Genomic DNA, 25,449 nt, shown 5'->3' with positions numbered 1-25,449 from the left:
CGTGTCTGAGTCCGAGTCTGATTCTGCATCTGATTCCTACGACTACGACGTCATCGTCATCGGATCGGGCTTCGGCGGATCGGTCTCCGCGCTGCGCCTGACCGAGAAGGGCTACCGGGTCGGCGTCCTGGAGGCCGGACGCCGCTTCACCCGCGAGAGCCTGCCGAAGAACAGTTGGGACCTGCGCAACTACCTGTGGGCCCCGGCCCTCGGGCTGTACGGGATCCAGCGGATCCACCTGCTCGGCAACGTGATGGTGCTCGCGGGCGCCGGTGTCGGCGGCGGCTCGCTCAACTACGCCAACACGCTGTACGTGCCGCCCACCGCCTTCTTCGAGGACCGGCAGTGGGCCTCCATCACCGACTGGCGCGAGGAGCTCGCCCCCTACTACGAGCAGGCCAAGCGGATGCTCGGGGTGCGCCTCAACCCGACCATGACCCCCTCCGACGTCCACCTCAAGGCGGCCGCGGAGAAGATGGGCGTCGCGGACTCCTTCCACATGGCCCCGGTCGGCGTCTTCTTCGGAGACGGGAAGGACGGTCAGGCGGGAGCAGCGCAGCCGAAGGTCCGGCCCGGGGACGAGGTCCCCGACCCGTACTTCGGCGGCGCCGGCCCCGCCCGCAAGGCCTGCATGGAATGCGGCGAGTGCATGACCGGCTGCCGGCACGGCGCGAAGAACACCCTGAACGAGAACTACCTGCACCTCGCCGAGCGCGCCGGCGCCGTCATCCACCCGATGACCACCGTCACCGCGCTCTCCGACCACCCCGAGGGCGGCTACCGCGTCCGCACCGTCCCCACCGACGGCCGTCGACGGGGTCGGGCGAAGGTGCTGCGCGCCCGGTACGTCGTCGTCGCGGCGGGCACCTACGGCACGCAGACCCTGCTGCACACGATGAAGGACCGCGGCGAGCTCCCGCACCTCTCGCACCGGCTCGGGGAGCTGACCCGGACCAACTCCGAGGGCCTGGTCGGCGCGCAGACCGACGACCGCCGCTACCGCAAGCGGCACGGGGGCGACCGCCGGGCCGACTTCACCCGGGGCGTGGCGATCACCTCCTCGGTGCACCCCAACGCCGACACCCACATCGAGCCCGTCCGCTACGGCAGGGGCTCCAACGCCATGGGGTTCATGACCGTCCTCCAGGTGCCCCACAGCAAGCACCGGGTCCGCGCCTGGCTCGGCCGGACCGTGCGGCACCCGCTGCAGCTGGCGCGTTCGCTGTCCAACCGGCGCTGGTCGGAGCGGACCATCATCGGCCTCGTCATGCAGTCGTTGGACAACTCGCTGACCACGTACCGCAAGCCGGGCGGGATCGGGAAGGGCCTGCTCACGGCCCGCCAGGGCCACGGTGCCCCGAACCCGGTCCAGATCGCGGAGGCCACGCAGGCCGCGACCCTGCTGGCCGAGGAGATCAACGGCTTCCCGGGCAGCAACATCGGCGAGCTGATGGGGACCCCGCTGACCGCGCACTTCCTGGGCGGCTGCCCGATCGGCGCCTCGCCGGAAGAGGGCGTGGTGGACCCGTACCACCGGCTCTACGGGCACCCGGGCATCTCGGTGGTGGACGGTTCGGCCGTCTCCGCGAACCTCGGGGTGAACCCGTCGCTGACGATCACCGCGCAGGCGGAACGGGCGATGTCGTACTGGCCGAACAACGGCGAGCGGGACCCGCGGCCCGAACAGGGGTCCGCGTACGCGCGCCTGGACGCGGTGGAGCCGGTCCGTCCGGCGGTACCGAAGGAGGCCTTCGGCGCGCTGCGGCTGCCGTTCGTGGCGGTCCCGGAGGTTCCGCCCCGCCGCCCGTGAGGGGTGCAGAACCGGTGTCGTGACGACGGCGGGTACCGCGCTCCCCCTCCGAGCGCGGTACCCACCGTGGTACATACGTGACAGATGTTCAGCCTTGATGGTTGTACCGGAATCCGCGGTGCCGGGCTGTGGTGTCGATCACACGGTGAAGTGTGCAACTGCGACTGGTGTTCGAGGGTCAACGGCTGCATGAGAAAGCGCATCTCGTTGCTGGCCGCCGGCGCCCTCGTGGCCCTGGGAACGGCCACCGCTCCCGCACTCGCCGCGGACCCCGTCTTCACCCTGGCCGGACCGGCCGGGATCGGTCTGCGCCCGCACCCCGGGCAGAGCGGTGAGCCGCAGCAGACCTCGGTGAAGTTCCGGATCGTCAATGACTCCACCAAGACGTTCGACCGCCAGAGCACCTTCACGATCGACCTGAGCGGCCTCAAGGGCGTCGCCGACGTGAAGCTCGCCAAGGAGGAGGGAGCGGACTGCAAGCTCACGGCCGCGGCCCTGACCTGCACGCGCTGGGCGCTGTGGACGGGCGAGAGCACCGTCGTTGACCTGGACCTCAGTGCGGCCAAGGACAGCAAGGTCGGCGCGACCGCCGACCTGACGCTCACCGGTAAGGCGGAAGGCGCCACCTTCGCGTCCGCCACCACCAAGGTGCGCGTCGGCGGCCCCGACCTGGTGCTGGAGCGGGCCCGGCTGAAGGCGGAGCAGAAGCCGGGCGACAAGCAGAACCTGTCGATCATCTTCGCCAACGAGGGCACCGACCCCGTCAACGGCGTGGTCCTCGAGATGCGCACCACGCACGGCATCGACCTGGTCGAGCAGTACGACAACTGCTCCTACTCCGACGACACCCGTGCGGGCCAGCCGCGGACCACGGGCTGGAGCACGGTGCAGTGCCTGCTGGAAGGCGAGTACGAGCCGGGCGCGGTCTACGGCGTCGACGGCCCGCTGACCCTCAAGGCCGCCCCGCACGCCTTCATCGACGGCCTGACCTACGCGGTGTACGCGGCCGGCGACCAGCCGAAGGCGGCGAAGGACGGTGCGCCCGCGGCCGGCGACCAGCCGAAGGCGGCGAAGAACCGCGCGCCGGTGGCCGGCAACAAGCTGGCAGCGGCGAAGCAGGCCCCCAAGGCCTCGGCCCGGTCCGCCCGGCCTGCGGCGGACCTCGAGCCCTGGAACAACGTCCAGGAGTTCGACTTCGCCACGCGCAACACCGCCGATCTGGTGGCCACGGGCGTGTCCCTCAAGGGCGGGGTCGGCGAGACGGTCACCGCCGACTTCGGCTTCCGTAACGACGGCCCCGCATGGGTCGCCCACCTGCGCTCCGGCAAGGAAGTCGCCCGTACCGACATCTTCATCCCGGTGGGCGCGAAGGTCACGAAGGTCCCGGCCGGCTGCACGGGGGTCAACGCCGACGGCACCCGACGCGACCAGACCCTGGGCGCGCCGCGCTACTTCTGCTCCACCGGCCATGTCGTGGGGGAGAAGGAGACGTTCGCCTACCCGTTCCAGCTGAAGATCGAGAAGGTCGTGGCGGGCGCCGAGGGCTCGATCACGGTCGGCGAGTGGACGCCGGAGGGCACCACGGGCCAGCGCTGGGACCCGAACCACGCCAACAACAAGGCGGCCCTCGTGATCAACGCGAAGGGCAGCGGACCGGCCCCGACCCCGACCGCCACCACCTCGGCCACGCCGGCCCCGACCGGCTCCGCGACGCCCACCGCGACCGCTGCGCCGAGCGCCTCGGCCACCGGTACGGGTGTCACGGCGAACGGCGGTCTCGCCTCCACCGGCAGCTCCGCCCAGGTGATCGCGCTCGGCGCCGCGGTGCTCCTGGCCGTCGGTGGCGGGCTGTTCCTGGCGTTCCGCCGCAAGGCGGGCGGGCACGCGTAACGCGCGACGACGCAGAACGGCCGGCCCGGGGCGTCCCCCGGGCCGGCCGTCCTTTACGGGGTGACCGGGCTGCTGTCCCCTGCCGTCCGGTCACGCGAAGGAGCGAGGTCCCACGACGCACGCTCCACGGGGCGTGCGTCTCATCGCTCCAGCGGATCCACGCGTGGTGTTGCGGTTCCGCGGCTGGCTGACGCGGACATCCTCACCAACGAAGGGCCCCGGGGCCGGTCACGGTCCGGACGAGTGACGAACAGCCGTCACACGCGGCCCCGGCACAGCTCCAGCAGGGTCATGGCGAGGGCGGTGCCGGGCTTTCCGAGCGCATCGCTCCAGTGGGACAGCACCTCCATCTCGCGCGACAGGTGCACCCGGCGCCCGCCGGACGCGATCCGGGCGTCCTGGATGACCGTGGAGACGGCCATCCGCTCCTGGATCAGGCCGATGATCCGGTCGTCGAGGGCGTCGATGCGCGTACGGGAGTCGGCGATCAGCTGCTCGGGGGTGGTGGTGATCGTGGTCATGGTCTCTCCTGAAGGTGTGTGCCGACAGGAGCGGAAACGCCAGAGCGCCCCGGTCCTGTCGGACCGGGGCGCTCTGGGAAGTCAGTGGCTCAAGCGAGCATCACGAGGACCCATGGCGACCGGACCGACCGGTGCCATAGGTAAAGACGAAGCTCAGCTGCTTGCGCATGGAGGGGATTATTACCCTCCGGCCGCCTCGGGGCCAACCCGATTCGGATGGTGAGACGGCTCAGAGGCGTGCGTGACGCGCGCGTGGTCCGTGTACACGCGCCGGAAGAGGTGGTGGCCGGTCCGCCCCGTGTGCCGCAGCGCCCAGTCCTGCGCTGCTCCTTGCTCGTCCTGCGGCCCGGACTCGGCCCCGCAGCGGTACGCCGTGCAGAAGACCTCGTAGGTGACGCCGCCTTCCGGCGCGTGCCGAATGGTGTGGGCGACGTACCGGAGCTTCACCCGTGGGCTCAGCATCGGCTGCGCCCACGGTGAGCGACGATCTCCACGTTGTAGTCCGATACCGCCGAGTGGTCACCCCGCCGGTGGGCCTCCGAGCGCTGGTTCGCCAGTGCCGCGCACACGTCACAGCCCGCGGCCGGTCTCGGAGCCTCCGAAGGAAGTGACAGATGCACAGGTGGGCTCATGGTGGTCAGAGATGCCATGAACGCCACGCTAGAGAGCGCCGGTGAGGGCCGCGCGAGACTATTCGCGACTATTCCTCTGCTGTGGTTGGCCATGCATCGACATTCCTGCGTGGCAGCCGACATCCTTTGAAGCCGGAGCTGGTGCGGCGAAGGGGCAGGACCGATGGCACGCAGGTTGCGCTTCAACGGCACGGGCAGCGGCGAAGGCGGCTGTCCCGCCGTGCATGAAGATCTCGACAGCGGAGAGGTCGTAGTCCACGGACCGCCGCTCACCGATCCCGACGACGTCGCCCAGCTGCGCCACCTCTCGCCAGGTGAGGCGGCGATCGTGGTTCCGCGTGAACTGCTCGTCGACTTCGGCCCCAAGGAGGTCGTCCGCGTGCCCCGCATCATCGACCTGGCTGCCTTCGGGAGACTGTTCGAGAACTTTGAGCACACCGCGTGGCGGCTGGAGACGCGCCGTCGGTACGCCTCGGACGAAGCCACCGACACGTACGCCCAATTCCTGCGGGCCGAGAGTCCGTCATGGGACATGGAAACGGCGTGGAGCATGACCATTCGGCAGAAGACATCAGGCGGGGCCACCGTTGGTCGCGTACGCGTTGTCGACAGCCCCCCGACATCCGGGCAGCGTTACCTCATGGCCCACACCGAGAAGAACGCCGCCCTCGGGGAGGAGATCCGCAACCTGTGGCGTGCGGACGCCGAGCGGCTGCGGCTGCCCACCGAGGACTTCTGGATCTTCGATTCCCGGCTCGTGGCCGTGCTCAATTTCGACGACGGTGACAACCTGCTCGACGTTGAGCTGATCACCGAGCCGGTTGAGGTCAACCGCTATGCCCAGGTGCGGGACACGGCCTGGCATTACGCCGTCTCGTACGAGACGTTCGCAGCAGGACTGGCGGCAGCCGAGCAGCAGTGAGCGCACGCAACCAGTGAGTACTGACTACCAGCAGGCGAGAGCAGCCCTCGGCGTAAGGCTGCGGGAGCTGCGTGAGGCCTGTCCCGGAAGCCGGCTCACCGGTACGGCGCTGGCGGCGCGTCTTGGCTGGACTCAGTCGAAGGTCAGCAAGCTGGAGACGGGGCGGCAGACAGCCACGGCCGAAGACCTGAGGGCGTGGGCGGCAGGGGTCGAGCAACCGGAAGCGGCGGCGGAACTGCTGTCCCGGCTGAGTGGACTGGAGTCCCGTGTCCGCTCGTGGCGCCGCCAGCTGGCCGGAGGACTTCGGCCCGTACAGGACGTGCACAACCAGGCGCAGGCAGACGCGCGCGTGCTCCGCGCGTGGGAATCGTCCTGGGTCGTCGGAGTGCTTCAGACGCCCGACTACGCGCGTGCGGTCCTCAGCCGCTTCGCGGAGCTGCACCAGACGCCCAGGGACATCGAAGAAGCCGTACGTTCCCGGATGAAACGGCAAGAGGGACTGTACGACTCCGGAAAGCGCTACCGGATCCTGTTGTGGGAAGCGGTCCTGCACGCTCGGATCTGTCCGCCCTCGGTACTTGCCGCCCAGCTCGACCGCCTGCAAGGCGTGATCGGCCTCGACACCGTGGAACTGGGGATCGTTCCCCTTGGAGCGGCCCTGCAGATCCCCCCAGGACTCGGATTCTGGATCTACGACGACCGGCAGGCGGTCGTGGAAACCTGGCACGCGGAGCTCTGGCTGGATGACACCGACAGCGTCGCCACCCACCTCCGGGTCTGGCAGGCCCTTCGCGAATCCGCCGCCTTCGGGGCGGACGCACAGTGTGTGATCAGCCGGGCACGTCGGGCGGTGGGAGCGCCGTGATTCGGATGGTGAGACGAAGAGGGGGTGACGTCCCCCGTTAGAATCGACAAAACAGCCACCTCTTCCGCCGGAAGGCCGCCCCGTGCCAGAAGCACCCTCCGCCGCCCACGACAGCGCCCCGGACACGGTTCTCGTCGTCGACTTCGGCGCCCAGTACGCCCAGCTCATCGCCCGCCGCGTCCGCGAAGCACGGGTCTACAGCGAGATCGTGCCGAGCTCGATGCCCGTCGACGAGATGCTGGCCAAGAACCCCAAGGCGATCATCCTCTCCGGCGGTCCGTCCTCCGTGTACGAAGAGGGCGCCCCGCAGCTCGACCGCGCGATCTTCGAGGCCGGCGTCCCCGTCTTCGGCATGTGCTACGGCTTCCAGCTGATGGCGGTCACCCTCGGTGGCACCGTCGACAACACCGGCGCCCGCGAGTACGGCCGCACCCCGCTGGCCGTCTCCAAGGCCGGCTCCACCCTCTTCGAGGGCACCCCCGACAACCAGTCGGTGTGGATGTCCCACGGCGACGCCTGCTCCGCCGCCCCCGAGGGCTTCACCGTCACCGCGTCGACGAACGTCGTCCCGGTCGCGGCCTTCGAGAACGACGAGAAGAAGCTGTACGGCGTGCAGTACCACCCCGAGGTGATGCACTCCACGCACGGTCAGCAGATCCTGGAGCACTTCCTCTACCGCGGCGCGGGCCTCGCCCCCACCTGGACCACCGGCAACATCGTCGAGGAGCAGATCGCGGCGATCCGCGAGCAGGTCGGCGACAAGCGCGCCATCTGCGGCCTCTCCGGCGGCGTGGACTCCGCCGTCGCCGCGGCCCTCGTGCAGAAGGCCATCGGCTCGCAGCTGACCTGCGTCTACGTCGACCACGGTCTGATGCGCAAGGGCGAGACCGAGCAGGTCGAGAAGGACTTCGTCGCCGCGACCGGCGTGCAGCTGAAGGTCGTCGACGCGCAGGAGCGCTTCCTGAACGCGCTGGCCGGCGTTTCCGACCCGGAGACCAAGCGCAAGATCATCGGCCGTGAGTTCATCCGCGTCTTCGAGCAGGCCCAGCTGGAGATCCTCCAGGAGGACGGCCCCGCGGTCGCCTTCCTCGTGCAGGGCACCCTGTACCCGGACGTCGTCGAGTCCGGCGGCGGCACCGGCACCGCCAACATCAAGTCCCACCACAACGTGGGCGGGCTCCCCGACGACATCGAGTTCGAGCTCGTCGAGCCGCTGCGCCAGCTGTTCAAGGACGAGGTCCGGATGGTCGGCCAGGAGCTCGGCCTGCCCGACGAGATCGTCCAGCGCCAGCCCTTCCCGGGCCCCGGCCTCGGCATCCGCATCGTCGGCGAGGTCACCAAGGAGCGCCTGGACCTGCTCCGCGAGGCCGACGCCATCGCCCGCCACGAGCTGACCGCGGCCGGCCTCGACCGCGAGATCTGGCAGTGCCCGGTCGTGCTGCTCGCGGACGTCCGCAGCGTCGGCGTCCAGGGCGACGGCCGCACCTACGGCCACCCGATCGTCCTGCGCCCCGTCTCCTCCGAGGACGCGATGACCGCGGACTGGACGCGCATGCCGTACGAGGTGCTCGCCCGGATCTCGACCCGCATCACCAACGAGGTGCCGGAGGTGAACCGGGTGGTCCTCGACTGCACGAGCAAGCCCCCGGGCACCATCGAGTGGGAGTAGTCCCACCCGGTCCCACCCGGAACGCCGTGAAGCCGCCGCCCCGCACCCGCGGGCGGCGGCTTCGCCGTTCCTCTGGCCACTTGGCAGGGCCCCGGGTACCTTGCGCGGCGAACCGAGCCGTTCGAAGGAGCGCCCATGCCGGACCAGCCCGTACCCGTGCCCGTGGAGCGGCTGGGCTTCGAGATGCCGCCCGTGCACGACACCGTCGACGCGGCGCGCACCCACCGCAAGGAGCGGCTCGCCGAGGCGCTGCGGCTGCTGGGGCGCCTCGGGTACGAGGACGGGGTGGCGGGACAGATCACCGCGCGGGACCCGGAGTTCGAGGACTGCTACTGGGTGAACCCCTTCGGTCGGGCCTTCGCCGCCCTCACCGCCGACGACCTGCTGCTGGTCGACGGGGACGGGCGGGTGGTCCGGGGCGGGCGCCGGGTCAACCAGCTGGCCTTCGCCGTGCACGCGGCGGTCCACCGCAGGCGGCCCGAGGTGGTCGCCGTGGTCCGCGCGCAGGGCCCGTACGGGCGGGCCCTCGCGGCCCTGGGCGAGTTGCTGGCCCCGATCACCGAGGAGGCCTGTGCCTTCTACGAGGACCACGCGCTCCTCGACGAGTACTCCGGGGCCGACGAACCGGAGCGGACCGCGCTCGCGCTCGGACCGTACAAGGCACTGGTCCTGCGCAACCGGGGGCTGCTGACGGTGGGGGACTCGGTGGACGCCGCGGTCTGGTGGTTCATCGAGGCGGAACGGGCCGCGCAGGTGCAGCTGATCGCCCGGGCCGCGGGCAAGCCGGTGCCCATCGACCACCGCGCCGCGACCTCCACCCGCGAACGGTTCGGGTCCGATCTGGCCGCGTGGGCGAGCTACCAGCCGCTCAGGGAGCTGGTGGCGTCAACATCATGAACCGTTAATCACCTGCTCTGACATCGTGCGCAATCCGGAGCACTGCCGCAGTGGTGCACAATTCGCTGGCATTGCACCGTAGTTCAGAGAGGCGGCACGTACGTGGCTGTCCAAGAGATGTCCCGAGGTACCCACACCACCGCCTGCGCCTGCGACGAGTGCGCCCGCGAGGGCCACCGCCGCGCGGTAGCGGCGTTCCTGGAGAAGCGCGACGAATTCGCCTCCGGGCAGGGCGTGCCGGCCGCCGTGGCCCACTCGCTCGGCGCCTCCCGCCAGTGGGTCTCCGACGAGCTGACCCTGTCGGCCCGCACCGTTGCCGACCGGGGCCGGGAGGCCGGGAACTCCTGGCTGTACCTGTTCTCGCGGCGGGCCGTCCTCGCCATCTGGATCGCCGCCGGGGTCCTGCTGCTGGTGCAGGTCGCCGCCGCGCTCGGCACCGGCTGGTCCACGGCGCGCACCGCCGGGCTGCTGGCCGCCCTGGTGCTGGCCGGACTGCTCACGGTCGCGGCCCGCGCCCAGTCCGTGCGCGGCGGGCTGCTGGCCCCGCTGGTCGGCGAGGACAACCGGCTGTCCACCTCGAAGGCGGTGCCCACCGCCTGGGTGGTGCTGACGGCCTTCGCCACGCTGCTGCCCGCGCTGCGGCTGGCCGCCTCGGCGCCCGGGCCCGAACGGCAGGCGCTGTACGCCGGCCTCGCGCTGGACCGGGCCCTTCCGCTGCTGGCGGTGGTCTCGCTGACCTCGGCCGTCGCGGTGCTGGTGCGCCGCGTGGTCTCCGTAAGGATCATGGGCCAGCGGCTGCAGAAGCTGCCGGCCGACCGGCCGCGCGGGGTGGACCTGCTGACGGACGACGCGGGCCGCGGGAGCTTCCCGGACGCGCAGTACGTGCTCGTCTCGACGGTGGTGCTCGCCTACGCGACGGCCTCGCTGGCGCGCTTCCCGGCCCGCCTGCCACAGCTGCCCTGGGCACTGGCCCTGCTGGTGGCCCTGTCGGCCGCCGTGTACTTGGCGGCGAAGTACGCGGAGGGCAGCCGCCCACTGGTGCTGTCGGTGGTGCGCAGACGCGAGCCCGGGGATCTGGACGCGGCCGTCCGCCCCGGGGACGACATCGAGATCCGGGGCGTGGGCTTCGTGCCGCCCGGGGCGCAGACGCCGGAGATGCTGGCCCGTCTGGTGGTACGGGTCGGGGTGGTGCACGTGCACGTGCCGCTGGTTCCGGTGGCGGGCGGATTCACCAATCCTTCCGACGCCGTGCTGACCGTGCCGGTCCCGGCGGAGGTGGAGCCGGGGCGCGTCGAGATCCAGGTGGTCACGGCCGCAGGGGTGGAATCCAACCGCTGCACCATCGATGTTGCCGAGTGATCGGGGTACACATGTCGCGTGAACCGAACCGATGTTCTTGAAACCGACGCCCCTCGCGAGGTCGTGGGCCTGCGCGAGCTGGCCTCCCGGCACGCGCTGCTGCCCCTGCGGCTCTTCCTCGGCGTGACCTTCGTGTACGCGGGGATCGACAAACTGACCGACCCGGCGTTCCTCTCCGCCGCCGGCGACGGCTCCATCGGAGACATGATGCGCGGGGTGCGCGACACCTCCGCGATCCCCGGCCTCGTGGACCTGTCGCTGAATTCGCCCGTCGGCTTCGCCGTCGCCCTGGCCGTCGGGGAGATCCTGGTCGGCCTCGGGACCCTGGCCGGCCTGCTGACCCGCATCGCGGCCGTCGGCGGGGCGCTGATCGCGCTCAGCCTGTGGCTCACGGTGTCGTGGGCGGTGACCCCGTACTACTACGGCAACGACCTGATCTACATGATGGCGTGGACCCCCCTGATCCTCGCCGGAGCGCCCTACCTGTCGCTGGACTCGGTGATCCGGTCGCGCTTGTCCCGCCGTACGGCATAGGTCACCAGTCCGACCAGCGCGGCGAGGGTGAGCCCGCCCATGGTGATCGGGATGACCGCGAACCAGGGCAGGTCCGCCTCGCCGGTGCTGTCGAGCAGGTAGAGTACGCCCGCCACCACCAGGACCAGTCCCGCGATCAGCCGTCCCGGCTGGAACTCATGACGCCGCACGGGCCACCTCCACCTGTCCGAAGTCCGCACCGAGGTGCAGTTCGATCGTCCCGCCGGCCTCGGTGCCGGCAGCCGGCGCGAGGGTTTCCGTACGGTTCTGCTCCCCGGGCCCGGCCCGCTCGATGCGGCCCGCGTAGTCGCCGGGCAGCTGGATGTCGCCCACCCGCCGGATGGTGACGTCGGCCAGCGCGGTGACCTCCCTCGGCAGGACCACCTTGAGCCGGCCCGCGTCGATGGACGCTTCGACGGCCACCTTGGTGCCCTTCGGCACGTCCAGACGGCTCAGGTCCAGCGTGGCGAGCCCGGTGCCCGCCTCGTACACGGGCTGCACGTCGGCCACCGCGGCCGGACGCCACTCGACCTCCTGCCAGTCCGTGCCGATCTCCCGGGGCAGTACGGCCGCGCCCGCGAGCAGGCCCGCGGTGCACACGGCCAGCACGACCGTGCCGAAGCCGGTGCGTCCCAGCAGGGAGCTGACCGCGAGGCCCAGACCGAGGACGACCAGTGCGGCGGCGAGCCCGGTCTGCAGGGCCTCGCCGAGCGGATTGCCCTCCCAGGTGGCGGCGGTCCCCGCGATCCCGGCGAGCAGCGCCAGCACGAAGACCCGGCCGCCGATGCCGCCGCGCGGGCGGGCCGGGGCGGCGGCAGCCTTCGCGGCAGCCGGGGTGCGGCCGGTCGCCGCCACCGGGTCCGCCGAGTCGTCGGGCCCCCACAGGTACCCCGTCCCGCCGACCGGGCCGGTCGTACCGTCCTTGACCAGCGGGTCCCGCCACCAGGACGGGCCGCCGGGGGTGGGCGGAGCCTGCGTCTCCGGCGGGGCGGGCGAGTGCGCGGCCCGGTAGGTGCTGCCGACCGGATCGGGCGCCTGCGCCTCGGGCCCGCCGGTGTGCCGCTTGCGCTGCGACCAGTACGAGGCCCCGCCCAGCGCCAGGACGACCAGGACGGAGAAGGCCGCCAGCCCGCCGTTGTCCAGCATCGACAGGAACAGCGCGCAGCCCACCAGTGCGGCGAACACCGCCGCCAGCGTGGCCCCCTCGACCCGGCCGGTCAGCAGCTTCTTCGCCTCGCTGTCCTCCTCGCCCTCCAGGGGGAGCAGCAGCCACGCGAAGCCGTAGAAGATCAGACCGACGCCGCCGGTGACCGCGAGGACACCGAGGACGATGCGGAAGACCACCGGGTCCAGGTCGAAGTACCGGCCGAGGCCGCCGCACACGCCCGCGAGGACCTTGTCGCGCTTGCTGCGGCGCAGGAGCGGCCTGGCGTCGGCGGCCCGCGGGGCCCCGGGCTCGGCCGGCGGGGCGTCGTGTACTTCGGTCATGGGTCCATGGTGACGGGCCGCAGGAGCGGACGGCACCGGGCCCTACCCTGGTGCAACCCTGATATCCCCCCGGTACGAGTGGGGGGATGCCCTGATGACCGGCCCCCGCCGGGCGTGTGACCCTTGGTGACATGCCCGTAGCCGCCGCTCCCCGAACCCCGCACGCACCGGACGCCGACGAGGTGCCGCAGCGCAAGCTCTACCGCAGCGCCGACGGCCGGATGCTCGGCGGTGTCGCGCGCGGTCTCGCCGGGCACCTCGGGCTTCCGGTGGGCTGGGTCCGCCTGGCGTTCCTCCTGCTGTTCATGTGGGGCGACGGGCTGGGTGTGCTGCTGTACGCCGCGTTCTGGGTGTTCGTACCGCTCGGCGTCGGCGGCCGGACCGGACACCGCTCCTTCTTCGAGAACCTCCCCGACGGCACCCGCCGGCTGCGCAAGCCCGACCGGGGGCAGATCACCGCACTGATCGCCCTGTTCATCGGTGCGGGCATCTTCATCTCCAAGGTCCAGCTCGGCGGCGCGTCCGGTCGGTACGTGTGGCCGACGCTGCTGGTCGGGGCCGGGGTCGTGCTCGTGTGGCGGCAGGCCGACAACGCCCGCCGCGCCCACTGGTCCACGGCCGCCGAACGGCGCGGACGCCTCTTCCAGGTCGCGCGGGCCCTCGCCGGTGTCGTCCTGGTCGGGATGGGCCTGACCGTCTTCATCGTCGTACGGGGCTCCGCCGCACAGCTCGGCAACGTCCTCACCGCCACCCTCGCCGTCCTCGTGGGCGTGGCCCTGCTCGCCGGACCCTGGCTGATCCGGATGACCCAGGACCTGTCCGAGGAGCGCCTGATGCGCATCCGCGCCCAGGAGCGCGCCGAGGTCGCCGCCCACGTGCACGACTCGGTGCTGCACACCCTCACCCTGATCCAGCGCAACGCGGAGGACGTCTCCGAGGTGCGCCGCCTCGCGCGGGCGCAGGAACGCGAACTGCGGAACTGGCTCTACAAGCCCGAGGGCACCGGCAAGGACGAGGCGGAGGAGCCGGCCACCCTCGCGGAGGCCGTGAAGAAGACCGCCGCCGAGGTGGAGGACCACCACGGCGTCCCGATCGAGGTCGTGGTGGTCGGTGACTGCCCGCTCGACGAGCGGCTGGCGGCCCAGATCCAGGCCGCGCGCGAGGCGATGGTCAACGCCGCCAAGTACGGTGGCGAGGGCGGGCCCGTACAGGTGTACGCGGAGGTGGAGGGGCAGACGGTGTTCGTGTCCGTACGGGACCGGGGGCCGGGCTTCGACATCGACGCGGTACCCGGCGACCGCATGGGCGTACGAGAATCGATCATCGGCCGGATGCAGCGCAACGGCGGGACCGCACGGCTGCGGTCCGCGCCCGACGGCGGCACGGAAGTCGAGCTGGAGATGGAGAGGGCGGCGAACACAGGATGACCGAGGCCGGGGAGAACGCAGGCGTGGGGGAGACCAGGCGCGTCCGGGTGGTGCTCGTCGACGACCACAGGATGTTCCGTACGGGGGTGCAGGCCGAGATCGGCGAGACCGACCGGACGGGCGTCGAGGTCGTCGGCGAGGCGGCCGACGTCGACCAGGCCGTCACCGTCATCACCGCCACCCGGCCCGAGGTGGTCCTGCTCGACGTGCACCTGCCCGGTGGCGGTGGCGTCGAAGTGCTGCGGCGCTGTGCTCCGCTGATGGTGGCGGCCGAGAGGCCCGTCAGGTTCCTGGCGCTGTCGGTGTCCGACGCGGCCGAGGACGTCATCGGGGTCATCCGGGGCGGTGCGCGCGGGTACGTCACCAAGACCATCACCGGCAGCGACCTGGTGGATTCGGTCTTCCGCGTGCAGGACGGGGACGCGGTGTTCTCGCCGCGGCTGGCGGGCTTCGTGCTCGACGCGTTCGCCTCGACGGACGCGCCGCCGGTCGACGAGGACCTGGACCGGCTCACGCAGCGCGAGCGCGAGGTGCTGCGGCTGATCGCCCGCGGGTACGCGTACAAGGAGATCGCCAAGCAGCTGTTCATCTCGGTGAAGACGGTCGAGTCGCACGTCTCGGCCGTCCTGCGCAAGCTCCAGCTCTCCAACCGGCACGAGCTGACCCGCTGGGCGACGGCCCGCCGCCTGGTCTGAGTCCCGGCGCAGACGTCTGACCTGCGGTGTGACCCACGCCGCAGGCCGACCTGGCAACCGGGAGCGCGCGCGGTGCCCTCTAGGGTGGCGTGATGAGCTTGACCGGTACACCCTTCTTCGCGACGGTGATCGCCCTGACGGTGATCGCCGTCGTCCTTCCGCTGGCCGTGTGGAGCAAAGTGCGCGGCCCGGCCGCCGTACGCACCGTCCTGCGCGCGCTGATGGTGGTGTTCGCCCAGGTCACAGCCGTCGCCGTGGTGTTCGTCGCGGTCAATCGGGCCGAGCACTTCTATGCCTCGTGGAGCGACCTGCTCGGCACCGGCAAGTACGTCACGGCCGCCCCCGACCTCGGCCCGGACGGGCTCGGCGGCAAGAAGGTCGAAGAGGCGCCGAAGGTCAAGCAGGAGTTCCAGCCGGTGGAAGGGCTGGGCGAGCGCGTCAAGAAGACCGAGCTCGACGGCAAGATCTCCGGGGTCAAGGGCGATGTCATGGTGTGGCTGCCGCCGCAGTACGACGACCCGGCCTACAAGGACAAGAAGTTCCCGGTGATCGAGCTGATACCGGGCATACCGGGCACGGGGAAGTCCTGGTTCCAGGGGCTCAAGGCGCACGAGGTGCTGGAGCCGCTGATGAAGAGCGGCAAGGTGCAGCCGTTCATCCTGGTCTCGCCGCGCGCCATGCTGCTCGGCAACGGCGACACCGGCTGCGCCAACATCCCCGGCAAGGTCAACGCGGACAGTTGGTTCAGCGTCGACGTCCGCAAGATGGTCGTCGACAACTTCCGGGCCTCGGACGAGGCCCGGACCTGGGGCGTGGCCGGCTACTCGGCCGGCGCCTATTGCGCCGCCAAGCTCGCGATCGCCCACCCCGACCGCTACAGCGCGGCCGTCTCCCTCTCCGGCTACAACGACCCGGGGCAGGAGCCCTCGTCGCTGGTCGCCAAGGACCCCGAACTGCGCAAGACGCACAACCTGAAGAACTGGCTCCAGGCCGCGCCCACCCCGCCTGCGGTGGCGCTGTGGATGTCGGGGGCCGAGCAGGACGGTTACCTGTCCGGCACGGACCTCAAGGCGATCGCCAAGAGCCCGACCGTGGTGCACGCGGAGAAGGTCGTCGGCGGGCACAACCTCGAATCGTGGTCCAAGCAGCTGCCGCAGACCTTCGGCTGGCTGAGCGGCGTGGTCAAGGCCCCGTAGCCCGCGCAGGGCCCTGCGTCTGCCGATCGGCGGACGGCCCCGCGGATCCCGCCGTCGATCTCTGCCGGTCGGCCGATGGGCCCGGTACCCGCCGGCCGGGAGTCTGGTCCCAGGACGCAATCCAAGGGGGCCAGGGTCATGGCACATGCGGTGAGCAGCGGGAACGAGCAGGTCCGGGCGACGGTGCGGCGCCGGTGGTGGTCGGGTTGGCCCCACTGGATCCCGTACGCGGCGGCCGCGTGGTCCCTCGCCTACGGTCTGGCCGGGCTGTACTGGGCCCTGGGCGGCGCCGGCTACCCGTTCGGGCCGGTCCCCGAGGACCGCTCGACCGGATCCGTCCTCGAACCGAGCCCGGCCGCCGTCGTGAGCCCGGTCCTCGCGGCGCTCGGCCTCGCGGGGGCGGTCTGCGGGGTGCTCATGGCGCGCCGCCCGGCGAGCGGCGGCGCCGCCCGACGGTTCCTGCTCGGCTTCGGCTGGGCGCAGGCCCTCGCGCTCACGGTGGTCCTGCAGGACTACACGCTGATCGCCGTGGTCGCCTTCGCGCCGCTGCTCGTGGTGTTCGCCTTCACCGGGGTGCCCGGCCCGCAGGACGGCATCGGCGACATCCTCTACTGGCACCGGGACAACCTGCTCATCCTGTTCGCGGGCGGTGTGCTCTGGACCCTGGCCGTGCTGGCGTCCAGCGGCGCTCGCGCGGACTGTGCGCGCACTGCGGGCGCGGCGGACGGGCCGCGGCCTGGACCGCGCCGGAGTCGGCGGCCCGCTGGGGGCGCAGGGCCGTACTGGTCGCCGTGCTGTCGAGCATCCCGTACGACGTGACCCGGGTGGCCTGGTTCTTCGGTTACCCGATGGGCATCACCGACGCTTTCCTCGAGGACATGCAGGACACCCCGGGCATGCTCGGGATCGGGCTGGGCCTCGCGATCGCGTCGACCGTCGGCGGCGTGCTGACCCACGGGCTGGTCGCGCACTGGGGCGAGGTCTGGCCGCGGTGGGTGCCGTTCAAGGCGGGCAAGCCGGTCGCGCTCGCCACCGCGATCGTCCCGGCCCTGCTGGTGTCGGTGGTGCTCGTTCCCGGTGGCCTCCAGATGATCCGGGGCGGGGACCAGCCCTTCGGCTGGGGGACCAACTACCCGGCGATGCTCTGGGTGGTGTGGGGAGCCGCGCTGGGCGCAGCCACCCTCGCCTACTACCTCCGCCGGCGCGGGACCTGCGGGTACTGCGCCCGGGGATGAGCGGGCCCGTCCGACGGACCTACGCGGGGCGGGAGGCGCCGGCCCAGGGCATCGAGTCGATCGGTGCCAGCCGGACCGTCGATCCGGGGCGCGGGGCGTGGATCATCTGGCCGTTGCCGACGTAGAGACCGACGTGGGTGACCCCGGAGTAGAAGAACACCAGGTCACCGGGGGCCAACTGGTCGCGGGACACGCGCCGGCCGGCGTTGATCTGGGTGTAGGTGGTGCGGGGCAGGGAGACCCCGGCCGAGCGCCAGGCCGCCTGGGTCAGGCCGGAGCAGTCGAAGGACCCCGGGCCCGTCGCGCCCCAGACGTACGGCTTGCCGATCGCCCCGTACGCGAAGGCCACGGCGCGGGCCGCGCGCGAACCGTCGGACGGGGGCGGGAGCGTGCCGCCCTTGGACGGGGCGGGGGCGGCGGGCGCGGCGGGGGCAGCGGCCGGTCCGCCGGGCGACTGGGCCTCGTAGGCGGCCCGTTCCTCGGCGGTGAGGCGGGCCAGCAGGTTCTTGGCGGCGGTGAGCTTCTCCTCGATCTCGGCCTTGTGCCCGGCGAGTTCGTCCTGCCGGGAGCGGAGGTCGGCGAGCCGCCCGGCGGCCTGCTCGCGGAGCTTGCCGACCTCGTCGAGCCGGCGGCGCACGGTGGTGATCCCGGCGGCGTTGCGGTCCCCGGCGCGGGAGATGAAGGCGGCCTGGGAGAGGTACTCCTGCGGGTCGGAGGCCAGCGCGAGCTGGACGGCGGTGCCCAGGGAGCCGCTGCGGTACTGGGAGGCGGCGAGCGTTCCGAGTGCGCTGCGGGCGGTGTTGAGCTGGTCGGTCTTGCGGGCGGTCTCCTCGCGCAGTCCGGTCAGCGCGCGTTCGGCCTCGTCCGCCCGTTCCTTCGCCCCGTTGTACTGCTCGGTCGCCGCCTCGGCCTCCTCGTAGAGCCGGTCCACCTCCGACTTGACCTGGGCGGGGGTGGACCGGGGGTCGGCCTGGGCGCTGCCTTCGAAGGCGGTGGCGGTGGCAGCGCCCGCGAGGGCGATGGTGGCGGCGGTCGTCCGTACCGGGCCGCCGGAGAGCGGGCGCTGCCTGGGCTTTCGATGACTGGCCACGAGGGCCTCACGTCCTTCCTCTGTCGGTGCCTGGAGGAGGACGCTAGACCCGGAGGTAACGGGCGAATGACGAGATGATCGCAAGTGGCCCGATGTGACCGGAGCTGGCCGCAGAGGACCGGAGCGGATCGTTCCGGTGTGGGTCAGTGCCAGAGAACGGCGATGAAGATGTTGATCACGGTCAGCCCGCCGACCGCGCCGAACAGCGCCTTGTCCACGTGCTCCTCGTCGCGCTTGACGTAGACGAGGCAGAGGATCACGAAGAGGATCGCGAGCTTCACGCCGACCTTGATGTTGTTGACGGGGGTCCCGTCCATCTCGTTGAAGCCGACCAGGAGCACGCCGGTGACGAGCATGGTGAGCGCTCCGTGCAGCATGGCGGGCGTGAAGCGGGCGGCGCCCGTGCTCATCGCCTTCATCTGGGTCAGGAAGCCGCCGAGGAGCGAGGCGATCCCGATGATGTGCAGGCCGACGAAGACATTGATGAGTACGTCCATGGCGTCGAGCGTACGAGGCGGCCCGGTCAGCCGAAGAAGCGGGTCAGTGCGTCCGTGACGACCTCCGGTCGCTCCTCCGGGAGGTAGTGGCCGCTGCCGTCGACGCGGACCACACGGGTGTCGGTGCCGAGTGCCGGGACCGAGGCGAGCAGACGTTCGTAGTTGCTGTGCTCGCCGCCGAGCGCGAGCAGCGGGGTGGTCACGGGGGAGTAGCCGGCGAGGTCGTCGATGTCCTGGCGGAAGGCCCGGTACCAGGCGTTGCCGGCCCGGATCGCGTCCGGGGAGTCGTACGCGCGGGCGTACACCGCGCGGGAGTGCTCATCGATGGAGGCGGGGTCGGCGGTCATGGCCGCGAACAGCCAGTCCAGCAGCACGCGGGAGCGGCCGGCGAGGAGCTGTTCGGGCAGGCCCGGCACCTGGTTGAAGGCGAACCACCACAGGTGGCGGAGCTCGGGGCGGGGCAGCAGGGGCATCTGCGCCCAGGCCTCCTCGGGGTGCGAGACGTCGAGGAGGGCGAGGCGGCGGGTGGCGTCGGGGTGGTTGGCGGCGTGGGCGTAGGCGACCATCGCACCGATGTCGTGCCCGGCGAAGTGTGCCGACCCGATCGAGAGGTGTCCGAGGAGCGCGTGGACGTCGGCGGCCATCGTCTTCTTGTCGTAACCGGCGGGGGGCTTGGCGGAGCCGCCCATGCCGCGCAGGTCGACGGCGATCACCCGGTACCGGCGGGCCAGGGCCGGCAGCACCTTGTGCCACTGCCACCAGGTCTGCGGCCAGCCGCCGAGGAGGACGAGCGGTGCGCCGCCGCCACCCTCCACGTAGTGCAGTCGGGTGCCGTTGACCTCGGCGTGGTGGCTGGTGAAGGTCCCGTCGAGGGAGGCGGCCAGGGCGGCGTCGTCGAGCGGGGTGGTGGCGGGCTGGGGCATGGCGGGACCGTCCTCACGGGCGTTGACCGTTCGAAATTCTCGTACGGCTGAGTGCGTCGACCGTACGAGATCTTCGAATGGTTTGGCAATGTCCGTACGAGATCTGCGTACAGTGGGGTCATGTCTGCTGCCGCTGCCGACCCGACCCACCCCGCCGCCGACCGCATCGAGCTGGTCGAGGTCCTGGCGGCGCTCGGACACCCCGTCCGACTGGAGATCGTCCGCAAGCTCTCCTCCGGCGAGGAGGCGTTCTGCGGCGAGGTGGTCCCCGACCTGCCCCGCTCCAGCGTCACGCACCACCTCAAGACGCTGCGCGAGAGCGGCGTGATCTGCCAGCGCCCGCAGGGCCGCAAGCTCTTCCTCGCGCTGCGCCGCGAGGACCTGGAGCTCCGTTTCCCCGGTCTGCTCGAACTCGTGCTGGCCTGTCGGTCCCGCCCCCTAGACTCGGAATGCGATGAGCAGCCTCTTTGACGACAGTTTCCTGGCGGACCTCACCCCCTCCGACGAGGTCCCGCCGCCACCCGAGGACCACGCCGCCCCCGAAGCGGGCGCGGACGATCTCTTCGGGGGGCAGTTCGACGTACCCATGACCGGGGACGCGTACTACCGGGACGGCGCCCCCAGGCCCGTCATCGACCCGGCGACGCTCCTGGACGGGCTCAACGAGCAGCAGCGCGCGGCCGTGGTGCACGCGGGCTCCCCGCTGCTCATCGTGGCCGGCGCCGGCTCCGGCAAGACCCGGGTGCTGACCCACCGCATCGGACACCTGCTGTCCGCGCGCAACGTCCACCCCGGCCAGATCCTGGCGATCACCTTCACCAACAAGGCCGCCGGCGAGATGAAGGAGCGCGTCGAGGGCCTGGTCGGCCCGCGCGCGAACGCCATGTGGGTGTCCACCTTCCACAGCGCGTGCGTGCGCATCCTGCGCCGCGAGTCCAAGCGGCTCGGCTTCACGTCCTCGTTCTCGATCTACGACGCGGCCGACTCGAAGCGCCTGATGGCGCTCGTCTGCCGCGACCTGGACCTGGACCCGAAGAAGTTCCCGCCGAAGGCCTTCAACGCCAAGATCTCGAACCTGAAGAACGAGCTGATCGACGAGGAAGCCTTCGCCGACCAGGCCGTCGACGGTTTCGAGAAGACCCTGGCCCAGGCGTACGCCATGTACCAGGGGCGATTGCGCGAGGCCAACGCCCTCGACTTCGACGACATCATCATGACCACGGTCCACCTGCTCCAGGCGTTCCCGGACGTCGCCGAGCACTACCGGCGCCGCTTCCGGCACGTCCTCGTCGACGAGTACCAGGACACCAACCACGCCCAGTACACGCTGGTGCGCGAGCTGGTCGGCACCGGCTACCCGGACCTGCCCCCGGCCGAGCTGTGCGTGGTGGGTGACGCCGACCAGTCGATCTACGCCTTCCGCGGCGCGACCATCCGCAACATCCTCCAGTTCGAGGAGGACTACAAGGACGCGACGACGATCCTGCTGGAGCAGAACTACCGCTCCACCCAGACGATCCTCTCCGCGGCCAATGCGGTCATCGAGCGCAACGAGAACCGCCGCGCCAAGAACCTGTGGACCCAGGCCGGCGCCGGCGCCGTCATCACCGGCTACGTCGCGGACACCGAGCACGACGAGGCCCAGTTCGTCGCCGACGAGATCGACCGACTGACGGACGCGGGCGACGCCAAGGCGGGCGACGTCGCGATCTTCTACCGGACCAACGCGCAGTCCCGCGTGTTCGAGGAGATCTTCATCCGGGTCGGACTGCCCTACAAGGTCGTCGGCGGCGTCCGCTTCTACGAGCGCAAGGAGGTCCGCGACGTCCTCGCGTACCTGCGCGTCCTGGCCAACCCGGAGGACAACGTCCCGCTGCGGCGCATCTTGAACGTGCCCAAGCGCGGCATCGGCGAGCGCGCCGAGGCGATGATCGACGCCCTCGCGATGCGCGAGAAGATCACCTTCCCGCAGGCGCTGCGCCGCGTGGACGAGGCCTTCGGCATGGCCGCGCGCTCCACCAACGCCGTGAAGCGGTTCAACGTGCTGATGGAGGAGCTGCGCACGATCGTCGACTCGGGCGCGGGCCCGGCGGTGGTCCTGGAGGCGGTGCTGGAGCGGACGGGCTACCTCGCCGAACTCCAGGCGTCGACCGACCCGCAGGACGAGACGCGCATCGAGAACCTGCAAGAGCTCGCGGCCGTGGCGCTGGAGTTCGAGCAGGCGCGGGAGGCCGCGGCCGCCGAGGCCGCCGAGACCGGCGCCCCGGCTCCCGGGTCCGGCACCCTCGCCGAGTTCCTGGAACAGGTCGCGCTCGTCGCCGACTCCGACCAGATCCCGGACGAGGACACCGAGGGCACGGGCGTCATCACGCTGATGACCCTGCACACCGCCAAGGGCCTCGAGTTCCCGGTGGTCTTCCTGACCGGCATGGAGGACGGGGTCTTCCCGCACATGCGGGCGCTGGGCCAGACCAAGGAACTGGAAGAGGAGCGCCGCCTCGCGTACGTCGGCATCACGCGGGCGCGCGAGCGGCTGTACCTGACCCGCTCCAGCATGCGCAGCGCGTGGGGCACGCCCTCGTACAACCCGCCGTCGCGGTTCCTGGAGGAGATTCCGGCGGAGTACCTCCAGTGGAAGCGGACGGGCGCGACCCAGAAGCCGGCCGGTCCGATGCGGAGTTCGGGGTACGGGTCGTCGTCGTCCGGATCGGGCAGGGCGACGTTCGGCACCTCGCCGGAGGCGTTCCTGTCCTCGTCGCGTACGAAGTCGGGTCCGTCCGGATTCGCGACGCGGCGGGCCGCCGACAAGCCGGTCATCGCCCTGGTGGTCGGGGACCGGGTCACGCACGACCAGTTCGGGCTCGGCACCGTCATGGAGGTCAAGGGAGCGGGCGCGGACGCGCAGGCCACCATCGACTTCGGGGACGACAAGCCCAAGCGGTTGCTGCTGCGCTACGCGCCGGTGCAGAAGCTGTAAGGCGGCGGGCGGCCGTGCGGCCTTCGGGCCGCGCGGCGATCACGTCGGTCGGCTACGTCGGTCGGCTACGTCGGGTCCAGGCCGTGGCTGCGCAGCCACGGCAGGGGGTCGATCGCGGATCCGCCGCCGGGTCGGACCTCGAAGTGGAGGTGCGGGCCGGTGGAGTTGCCGGAGTTGCCGGAGTAGGCGATGACATCGCCTGCCTTGACCTTGCCGCCGCGGATCTTGGTGGAGCTGAGGTGGCAGTACCAGGTCTCGGTGCCGTCGGGCGCGGTCACTATCGCCATGTTCCCGTAGGCGCTGTTGTACTGGGTGCGCACGGTGCCGTCGGTGGCCGACATGACCGGCGTCCCGTAGGAGACAGGGAAGTCGATGCCGGTGTGCACCGACATCCACATGCCGCCGGCCTGGCCGAAGTTGGCGCTCAGGCCGTGCTGCTGGACGGGGATGGCGAACTTGGGGCGGGCGGCTTCCTTGGCCGCGGCCTCCTCCGCCTTCTTCTTCTTTTCCTCTTCCTGGCGCTCGCGCAGGTCGATGCGCTCCTGCGTGCGGCTCGCACGGTCCGCGAAGTCGCCCGCGTCGGCGGTGAGCGCGACCATCTGGGTGTCGAGCTTGGTGTTCGCCGCGACCGGTTTCACCGAGGCCGGGTCGGGCGCGGCCATCGTGGTGGGCTGCTCGGCGGGCCGGTCCGTACCGGTGAGACCGCCGACGGAGGCGGCCGCGACGCCCGCGACACCCATCACGCAGGCGGAGGGGACGGCGACGGTCAGCAAGGCGGAACGCTTCGCCGGGTTGCGGCGACGGCTGTTGCTGCCGCCGGCGCCGCTGCCGTTCTTGCTGCTGCTGCTGCTGCTCGCCTTGCCGCTGGCGCCGGCCTTGCCGTTGCCCTTGGCTGCGGTCCGGCGCGCGGAGCGCGGAGCCGAGGTCACGGGCATGGCCTGGGTGGGGAGGTCGTGGACCGCGGGCACCTCGGGTGCCTCAGGCGCCTCGGGGACCTGCGGTGTTTCGTCGGAGAGCACCTCGAAGACGGCGGTCTCGCTGTACGTGTCCGTCCCGGTCTCGAACCCGGTCTCGAACCCGGTCTCGAATCCGCTCTGGTGCCCGGAGTCGAGGACGACCGCCTGGGTGGCTTCGTAGGCGTAGCCGACGGTGGTCGCCTCGTACGCGTACTCCTGCTGCGCGGGCTCGGGCTCCGGCGCGGGCTGGTACTCGTACGCGTAGGCGGCCTCGGGCTGGGCCGGGGTCTCGGCGACGGTGTTCCATGCGGTGGCGTCGTAGGCACCGGTCTCGGTGCCGGTGGTGCCGTAGCCCGGCATCGCCCAGTGTCCGGTCTGCTCGCCGGTGGTGTCGTAGCCGAAGGAGGGCTGCTGGTACTGCGCGTAGCCGGAGTAGTCCGTGCTCGGCGTGGTCCAGGCGCTCGCGTCCCAGCTCCCGGTGGTGTCCTCGGGCGCGCCCTGGGTCGGGATCGTGGACAGGTAACTGTCCTGCGAGGCCCACGCGGTGGTGTCGTACGCGCCGGTGTCGTAGGAGCCGTAGGCGGCGTAGTTGACCCCCTGGCCCTGCGTTTCATAGGAAACGTAGGTCGAGTCACCAGCGAAAGCGGTGGTGGAAAGGCCGTCGTACCCGGCATCCGGGTACTGGCCCGACGTGGGGCGGTCGTTCACCAACTTCTCTTTCGCCTCGGCAGTGGGGGCCTGGGTGGCCGGGAACTCAAGGTTCACCGGAGGAGAGCAGTGGCGTGACTGTACCCGGCGGTTACTCGCCACGACAATCTTCGCCGGGTCCCCAGATCTCCAGAACCGGGCATTCGGCCGTCTTTCGGTCGCCGAAATGCGGACCCTTGGCCTTGAGTTCGAAATTAGTTCGACTGCTGGTCGCTCGTCGGCTAGGCGACGGAGGCGGTGTCCGAGCCCGTGACGGCGACCAGGCCGGGCCCTTCGAGGGTGCGCCGGACCGCTGCGATCACGGCGGGATGGACGGCTAGTGCGAGATGTCCGATACCGGTGACCTGCACGTTCTCCACACACAGATCCGGGTGTTCGATCCGCGCGGTCGCGACCGGAGTCATGATCGCGTCGAACTCGCTCCAGAACGCCACGCACCGGGTGGTGCAGCCGGGCGCGGGCGCGGCGAGCTCGGTCAGCACCTCGGAGTCCGGGCGGATCTGCCGGATCAGCGGGTGTGCGTCCATGAAGGGGGCGACCCGGGTACCGGCATGCGGGGTGCCGAGGGTGACGAGGGTCCGGACCCGCGTGTCGCCGCCGAGGCGCTGCACGTAGTACCGGCCGACGAGTCCGCCCAGGCTGTGCCCGACCAGATCCACCCGCTCCTGCCCGGTGCGCTCGCACAGCTCCTCGACGCGCCGGGCGAGATGGCGGGCGGTGACGCGCAGGTCGAGGGTGAAGGGTGAATAGTTGTACGCCTCCACGTGCCGGCCTCCCGCCCCGAGGGCGCGGCGCAGCAGGACGAAGACGGACCGGTTGTCGGTGAACCCGTGGAGCAGGAGGACCGGTGGCCGTGTTGCGGGCGGACGGGTGGTGACCTTCTCCTGGCACACCCCGGTGGGGTACAACAGGAGGTGCCCGCCGAGCACCACCACCTCGAGAGCGCCGGCCCGCAGCGCGGCGCCGGACAAGGGCATGGACATGGGTATGGACAGCCCCATCGACGGCCTCCCCTGAGCCTCTGCGGGACCGCGGCGCTCGCACCACCGTGCCGTGCGGCTGCCGGCGCGGTGGCGCAATGCCGTCCCACGTGTGATTTCCCCCTCGTGATTGACCGCGAAACGGCGGCGTGCGCGATGCTGTACTTAACGTTCGTTC

At 71.3% G+C, this 25,449-nt stretch carries 24 protein-coding genes; 15 read left to right on the top strand and 9 right to left on the bottom strand.

Features of this window, described 5'->3' with window-relative positions; translation table 11 throughout:
• Position 1: 1 nt before the first annotated feature.
• Together OG386_RS18810 and OG386_RS18805 are read left to right on the top strand one after the other, a co-directional pair.
• On the top strand, positions 2-1,810 hold the full coding sequence (locus OG386_RS18810) for a GMC family oxidoreductase (RefSeq protein ID WP_328789128.1): 1,809 nt from the start codon (positions 2-4) through the stop codon (positions 1,808-1,810).
• 189 nt (positions 1,811-1,999) lie between these two features.
• On the top strand, positions 2,000-3,700 hold the full coding sequence (locus OG386_RS18805; protein ID WP_328789127.1) for an LPXTG cell wall anchor domain-containing protein: 1,701 nt from the start codon (positions 2,000-2,002) through the stop codon (positions 3,698-3,700).
• 257 nt (positions 3,701-3,957) lie between these two features.
• On the opposite strand, the gene OG386_RS18800 is transcribed toward OG386_RS18805, so the two are convergent.
• Both OG386_RS18800 and OG386_RS46945 read right to left on the bottom strand, forming a co-directional pair.
• Entirely contained in the window at positions 3,958-4,221 is a 264-nt protein-coding gene (locus tag OG386_RS18800; protein ID WP_030763088.1) for a chorismate mutase, read from the bottom strand.
• 180 nt (positions 4,222-4,401) lie between these two features.
• Positions 4,402-4,683: a DUF7848 domain-containing protein gene (locus OG386_RS46945; RefSeq protein ID WP_443053183.1), complete on the bottom strand. Its 282-nt coding sequence runs from the start codon at positions 4,681-4,683 to the stop codon at positions 4,402-4,404.
• A gap of 333 nt (positions 4,684-5,016) precedes the next feature.
• Here OG386_RS46945 and OG386_RS18795 point away from each other — a divergent pair, with 333 nt between their 5' ends.
• The 6 genes from OG386_RS18795 to OG386_RS18770 all read left to right on the top strand — a co-directional run bounded on the left by OG386_RS18795 (position 5,017) and on the right by OG386_RS18770 (position 11,099).
• Entirely contained in the window at positions 5,017-5,775 is a 759-nt protein-coding gene (locus OG386_RS18795) for a DUF6879 family protein (RefSeq protein WP_328789126.1), read from the top strand.
• 13 nt (positions 5,776-5,788) lie between these two features.
• Positions 5,789-6,640, top strand: coding sequence for a helix-turn-helix domain-containing protein (locus OG386_RS18790; protein WP_328789125.1), 852 nt, complete (start codon positions 5,789-5,791; stop codon positions 6,638-6,640).
• An 82-nt stretch (positions 6,641-6,722) separates the two neighbouring features.
• On the top strand, positions 6,723-8,309 hold the full coding sequence (gene guaA / locus OG386_RS18785) for a glutamine-hydrolyzing GMP synthase (protein ID WP_328789124.1): 1,587 nt from the start codon (positions 6,723-6,725) through the stop codon (positions 8,307-8,309).
• A gap of 135 nt (positions 8,310-8,444) precedes the next feature.
• On the top strand, positions 8,445-9,206 hold the full coding sequence (locus OG386_RS18780) for a class II aldolase/adducin family protein (protein ID WP_328789123.1): 762 nt from the start codon (positions 8,445-8,447) through the stop codon (positions 9,204-9,206).
• A gap of 102 nt (positions 9,207-9,308) precedes the next feature.
• The gene (locus tag OG386_RS18775; RefSeq protein ID WP_328789122.1) at positions 9,309-10,565 is read left to right on the top strand and encodes a hypothetical protein; all 1,257 of its coding nucleotides are present in this window, start codon (positions 9,309-9,311) and stop codon (positions 10,563-10,565) included.
• Positions 10,566-10,583: 18 nt separating this feature from the next.
• Complete coding sequence (locus OG386_RS18770) at positions 10,584-11,099, top strand: TQO small subunit DoxD (protein ID WP_328789121.1); 516 nt, start codon at positions 10,584-10,586, stop codon at positions 11,097-11,099.
• Here OG386_RS18770 and OG386_RS18765 read toward each other — a convergent pair.
• The gene (locus tag OG386_RS18765) at positions 11,045-11,269 is read right to left on the bottom strand and encodes a hypothetical protein (protein ID WP_327383698.1); all 225 of its coding nucleotides are present in this window, start codon (positions 11,267-11,269) and stop codon (positions 11,045-11,047) included. The two genes, OG386_RS18770 and OG386_RS18765, sit on opposite strands and share 55 nt — an antisense overlap.
• Complete coding sequence (locus tag OG386_RS18760; RefSeq protein ID WP_328789120.1) at positions 11,256-12,587, bottom strand: PspC domain-containing protein; 1,332 nt, start codon at positions 12,585-12,587, stop codon at positions 11,256-11,258. Before OG386_RS18760 ends, OG386_RS18765 begins: the two co-directional genes overlap by 14 nt.
• Positions 12,588-12,718: 131 nt before the next feature.
• On the opposite strand from OG386_RS18760, the gene OG386_RS18755 reads away from it, so the two are divergent.
• From OG386_RS18755 to OG386_RS18735, 5 genes are all read left to right on the top strand, one after another.
• Complete coding sequence (locus tag OG386_RS18755) at positions 12,719-14,014, top strand: ATP-binding protein (RefSeq protein WP_328789119.1); 1,296 nt, start codon at positions 12,719-12,721, stop codon at positions 14,012-14,014.
• Entirely contained in the window at positions 14,011-14,709 is a 699-nt protein-coding gene (locus tag OG386_RS18750; RefSeq protein ID WP_443053182.1) for a LuxR C-terminal-related transcriptional regulator, read from the top strand. The genes OG386_RS18755 and OG386_RS18750 overlap by 4 nt, the downstream gene beginning before the upstream one ends.
• Positions 14,710-14,801: 92 nt before the next feature.
• Complete coding sequence (locus tag OG386_RS18745; RefSeq protein ID WP_328789117.1) at positions 14,802-15,905, top strand: alpha/beta hydrolase; 1,104 nt, start codon at positions 14,802-14,804, stop codon at positions 15,903-15,905.
• A 138-nt stretch (positions 15,906-16,043) separates the two neighbouring features.
• Positions 16,044-16,724 carry a hypothetical protein gene (locus tag OG386_RS18740; protein ID WP_328789116.1) on the top strand — a complete coding sequence of 227 codons (681 nt, stop codon included), beginning with the start codon at positions 16,044-16,046 and terminating at the stop codon, positions 16,722-16,724.
• A complete protein-coding gene (locus OG386_RS18735; protein WP_328789115.1) occupies positions 16,697-17,140 on the top strand; it encodes a hypothetical protein in 444 nt (147 codons plus the stop codon). The genes OG386_RS18740 and OG386_RS18735 overlap by 28 nt, the downstream gene beginning before the upstream one ends.
• Before the next feature lie 19 nt (positions 17,141-17,159).
• Here OG386_RS18735 and OG386_RS18730 read toward each other — a convergent pair whose 3' ends face one another.
• From OG386_RS18730 to OG386_RS18720, 3 genes are all read right to left on the bottom strand, one after another.
• A complete protein-coding gene (locus tag OG386_RS18730) occupies positions 17,160-18,230 on the bottom strand; it encodes a C40 family peptidase (RefSeq protein WP_328789114.1) in 1,071 nt (356 codons plus the stop codon).
• A 143-nt stretch (positions 18,231-18,373) separates the two neighbouring features.
• Positions 18,374-18,727 carry a hypothetical protein gene (locus OG386_RS18725; RefSeq protein ID WP_328789113.1) on the bottom strand — a complete coding sequence of 118 codons (354 nt, stop codon included), beginning with the start codon at positions 18,725-18,727 and terminating at the stop codon, positions 18,374-18,376.
• Positions 18,728-18,753: 26 nt separating this feature from the next.
• Positions 18,754-19,650 carry an alpha/beta fold hydrolase gene (locus OG386_RS18720; RefSeq protein WP_328789112.1) on the bottom strand — a complete coding sequence of 299 codons (897 nt, stop codon included), beginning with the start codon at positions 19,648-19,650 and terminating at the stop codon, positions 18,754-18,756.
• 120 nt (positions 19,651-19,770) lie between these two features.
• Here OG386_RS18720 and OG386_RS18715 point away from each other — a divergent pair, with 120 nt between their 5' ends.
• Together OG386_RS18715 and pcrA are read left to right on the top strand one after the other, a co-directional pair.
• Positions 19,771-20,121, top strand: coding sequence for an ArsR/SmtB family transcription factor (locus OG386_RS18715; RefSeq protein ID WP_328789111.1), 351 nt, complete (start codon positions 19,771-19,773; stop codon positions 20,119-20,121).
• Positions 20,105-22,627: a DNA helicase PcrA gene (gene pcrA, locus OG386_RS18710; protein ID WP_328789110.1), complete on the top strand. Its 2,523-nt coding sequence runs from the start codon at positions 20,105-20,107 to the stop codon at positions 22,625-22,627. The genes OG386_RS18715 and pcrA overlap by 17 nt, the downstream gene beginning before the upstream one ends.
• 65 nt (positions 22,628-22,692) lie before the next feature.
• Here pcrA and OG386_RS18705 read toward each other — a convergent pair whose 3' ends face one another.
• Both OG386_RS18705 and OG386_RS18700 read right to left on the bottom strand, forming a co-directional pair.
• The gene (locus OG386_RS18705; protein ID WP_443053181.1) at positions 22,693-24,348 is read right to left on the bottom strand and encodes a peptidoglycan DD-metalloendopeptidase family protein; all 1,656 of its coding nucleotides are present in this window, start codon (positions 24,346-24,348) and stop codon (positions 22,693-22,695) included.
• A 164-nt stretch (positions 24,349-24,512) separates the two neighbouring features.
• Positions 24,513-25,292: an esterase/lipase family protein gene (locus OG386_RS18700; RefSeq protein WP_328789109.1), complete on the bottom strand. Its 780-nt coding sequence runs from the start codon at positions 25,290-25,292 to the stop codon at positions 24,513-24,515.
• Positions 25,293-25,449: the final 157 nt, after the last annotated feature.

Source organism: Streptomyces sp. NBC_00273 (assembly GCF_036178145.1).
In the GTDB taxonomy this organism is placed as follows: domain Bacteria; phylum Actinomycetota; class Actinomycetes; order Streptomycetales; family Streptomycetaceae; genus Streptomyces.
Note: the sequence above shows the minus strand (reverse complement) of the source record. Positions and strands in the feature narration are given on the sequence as shown.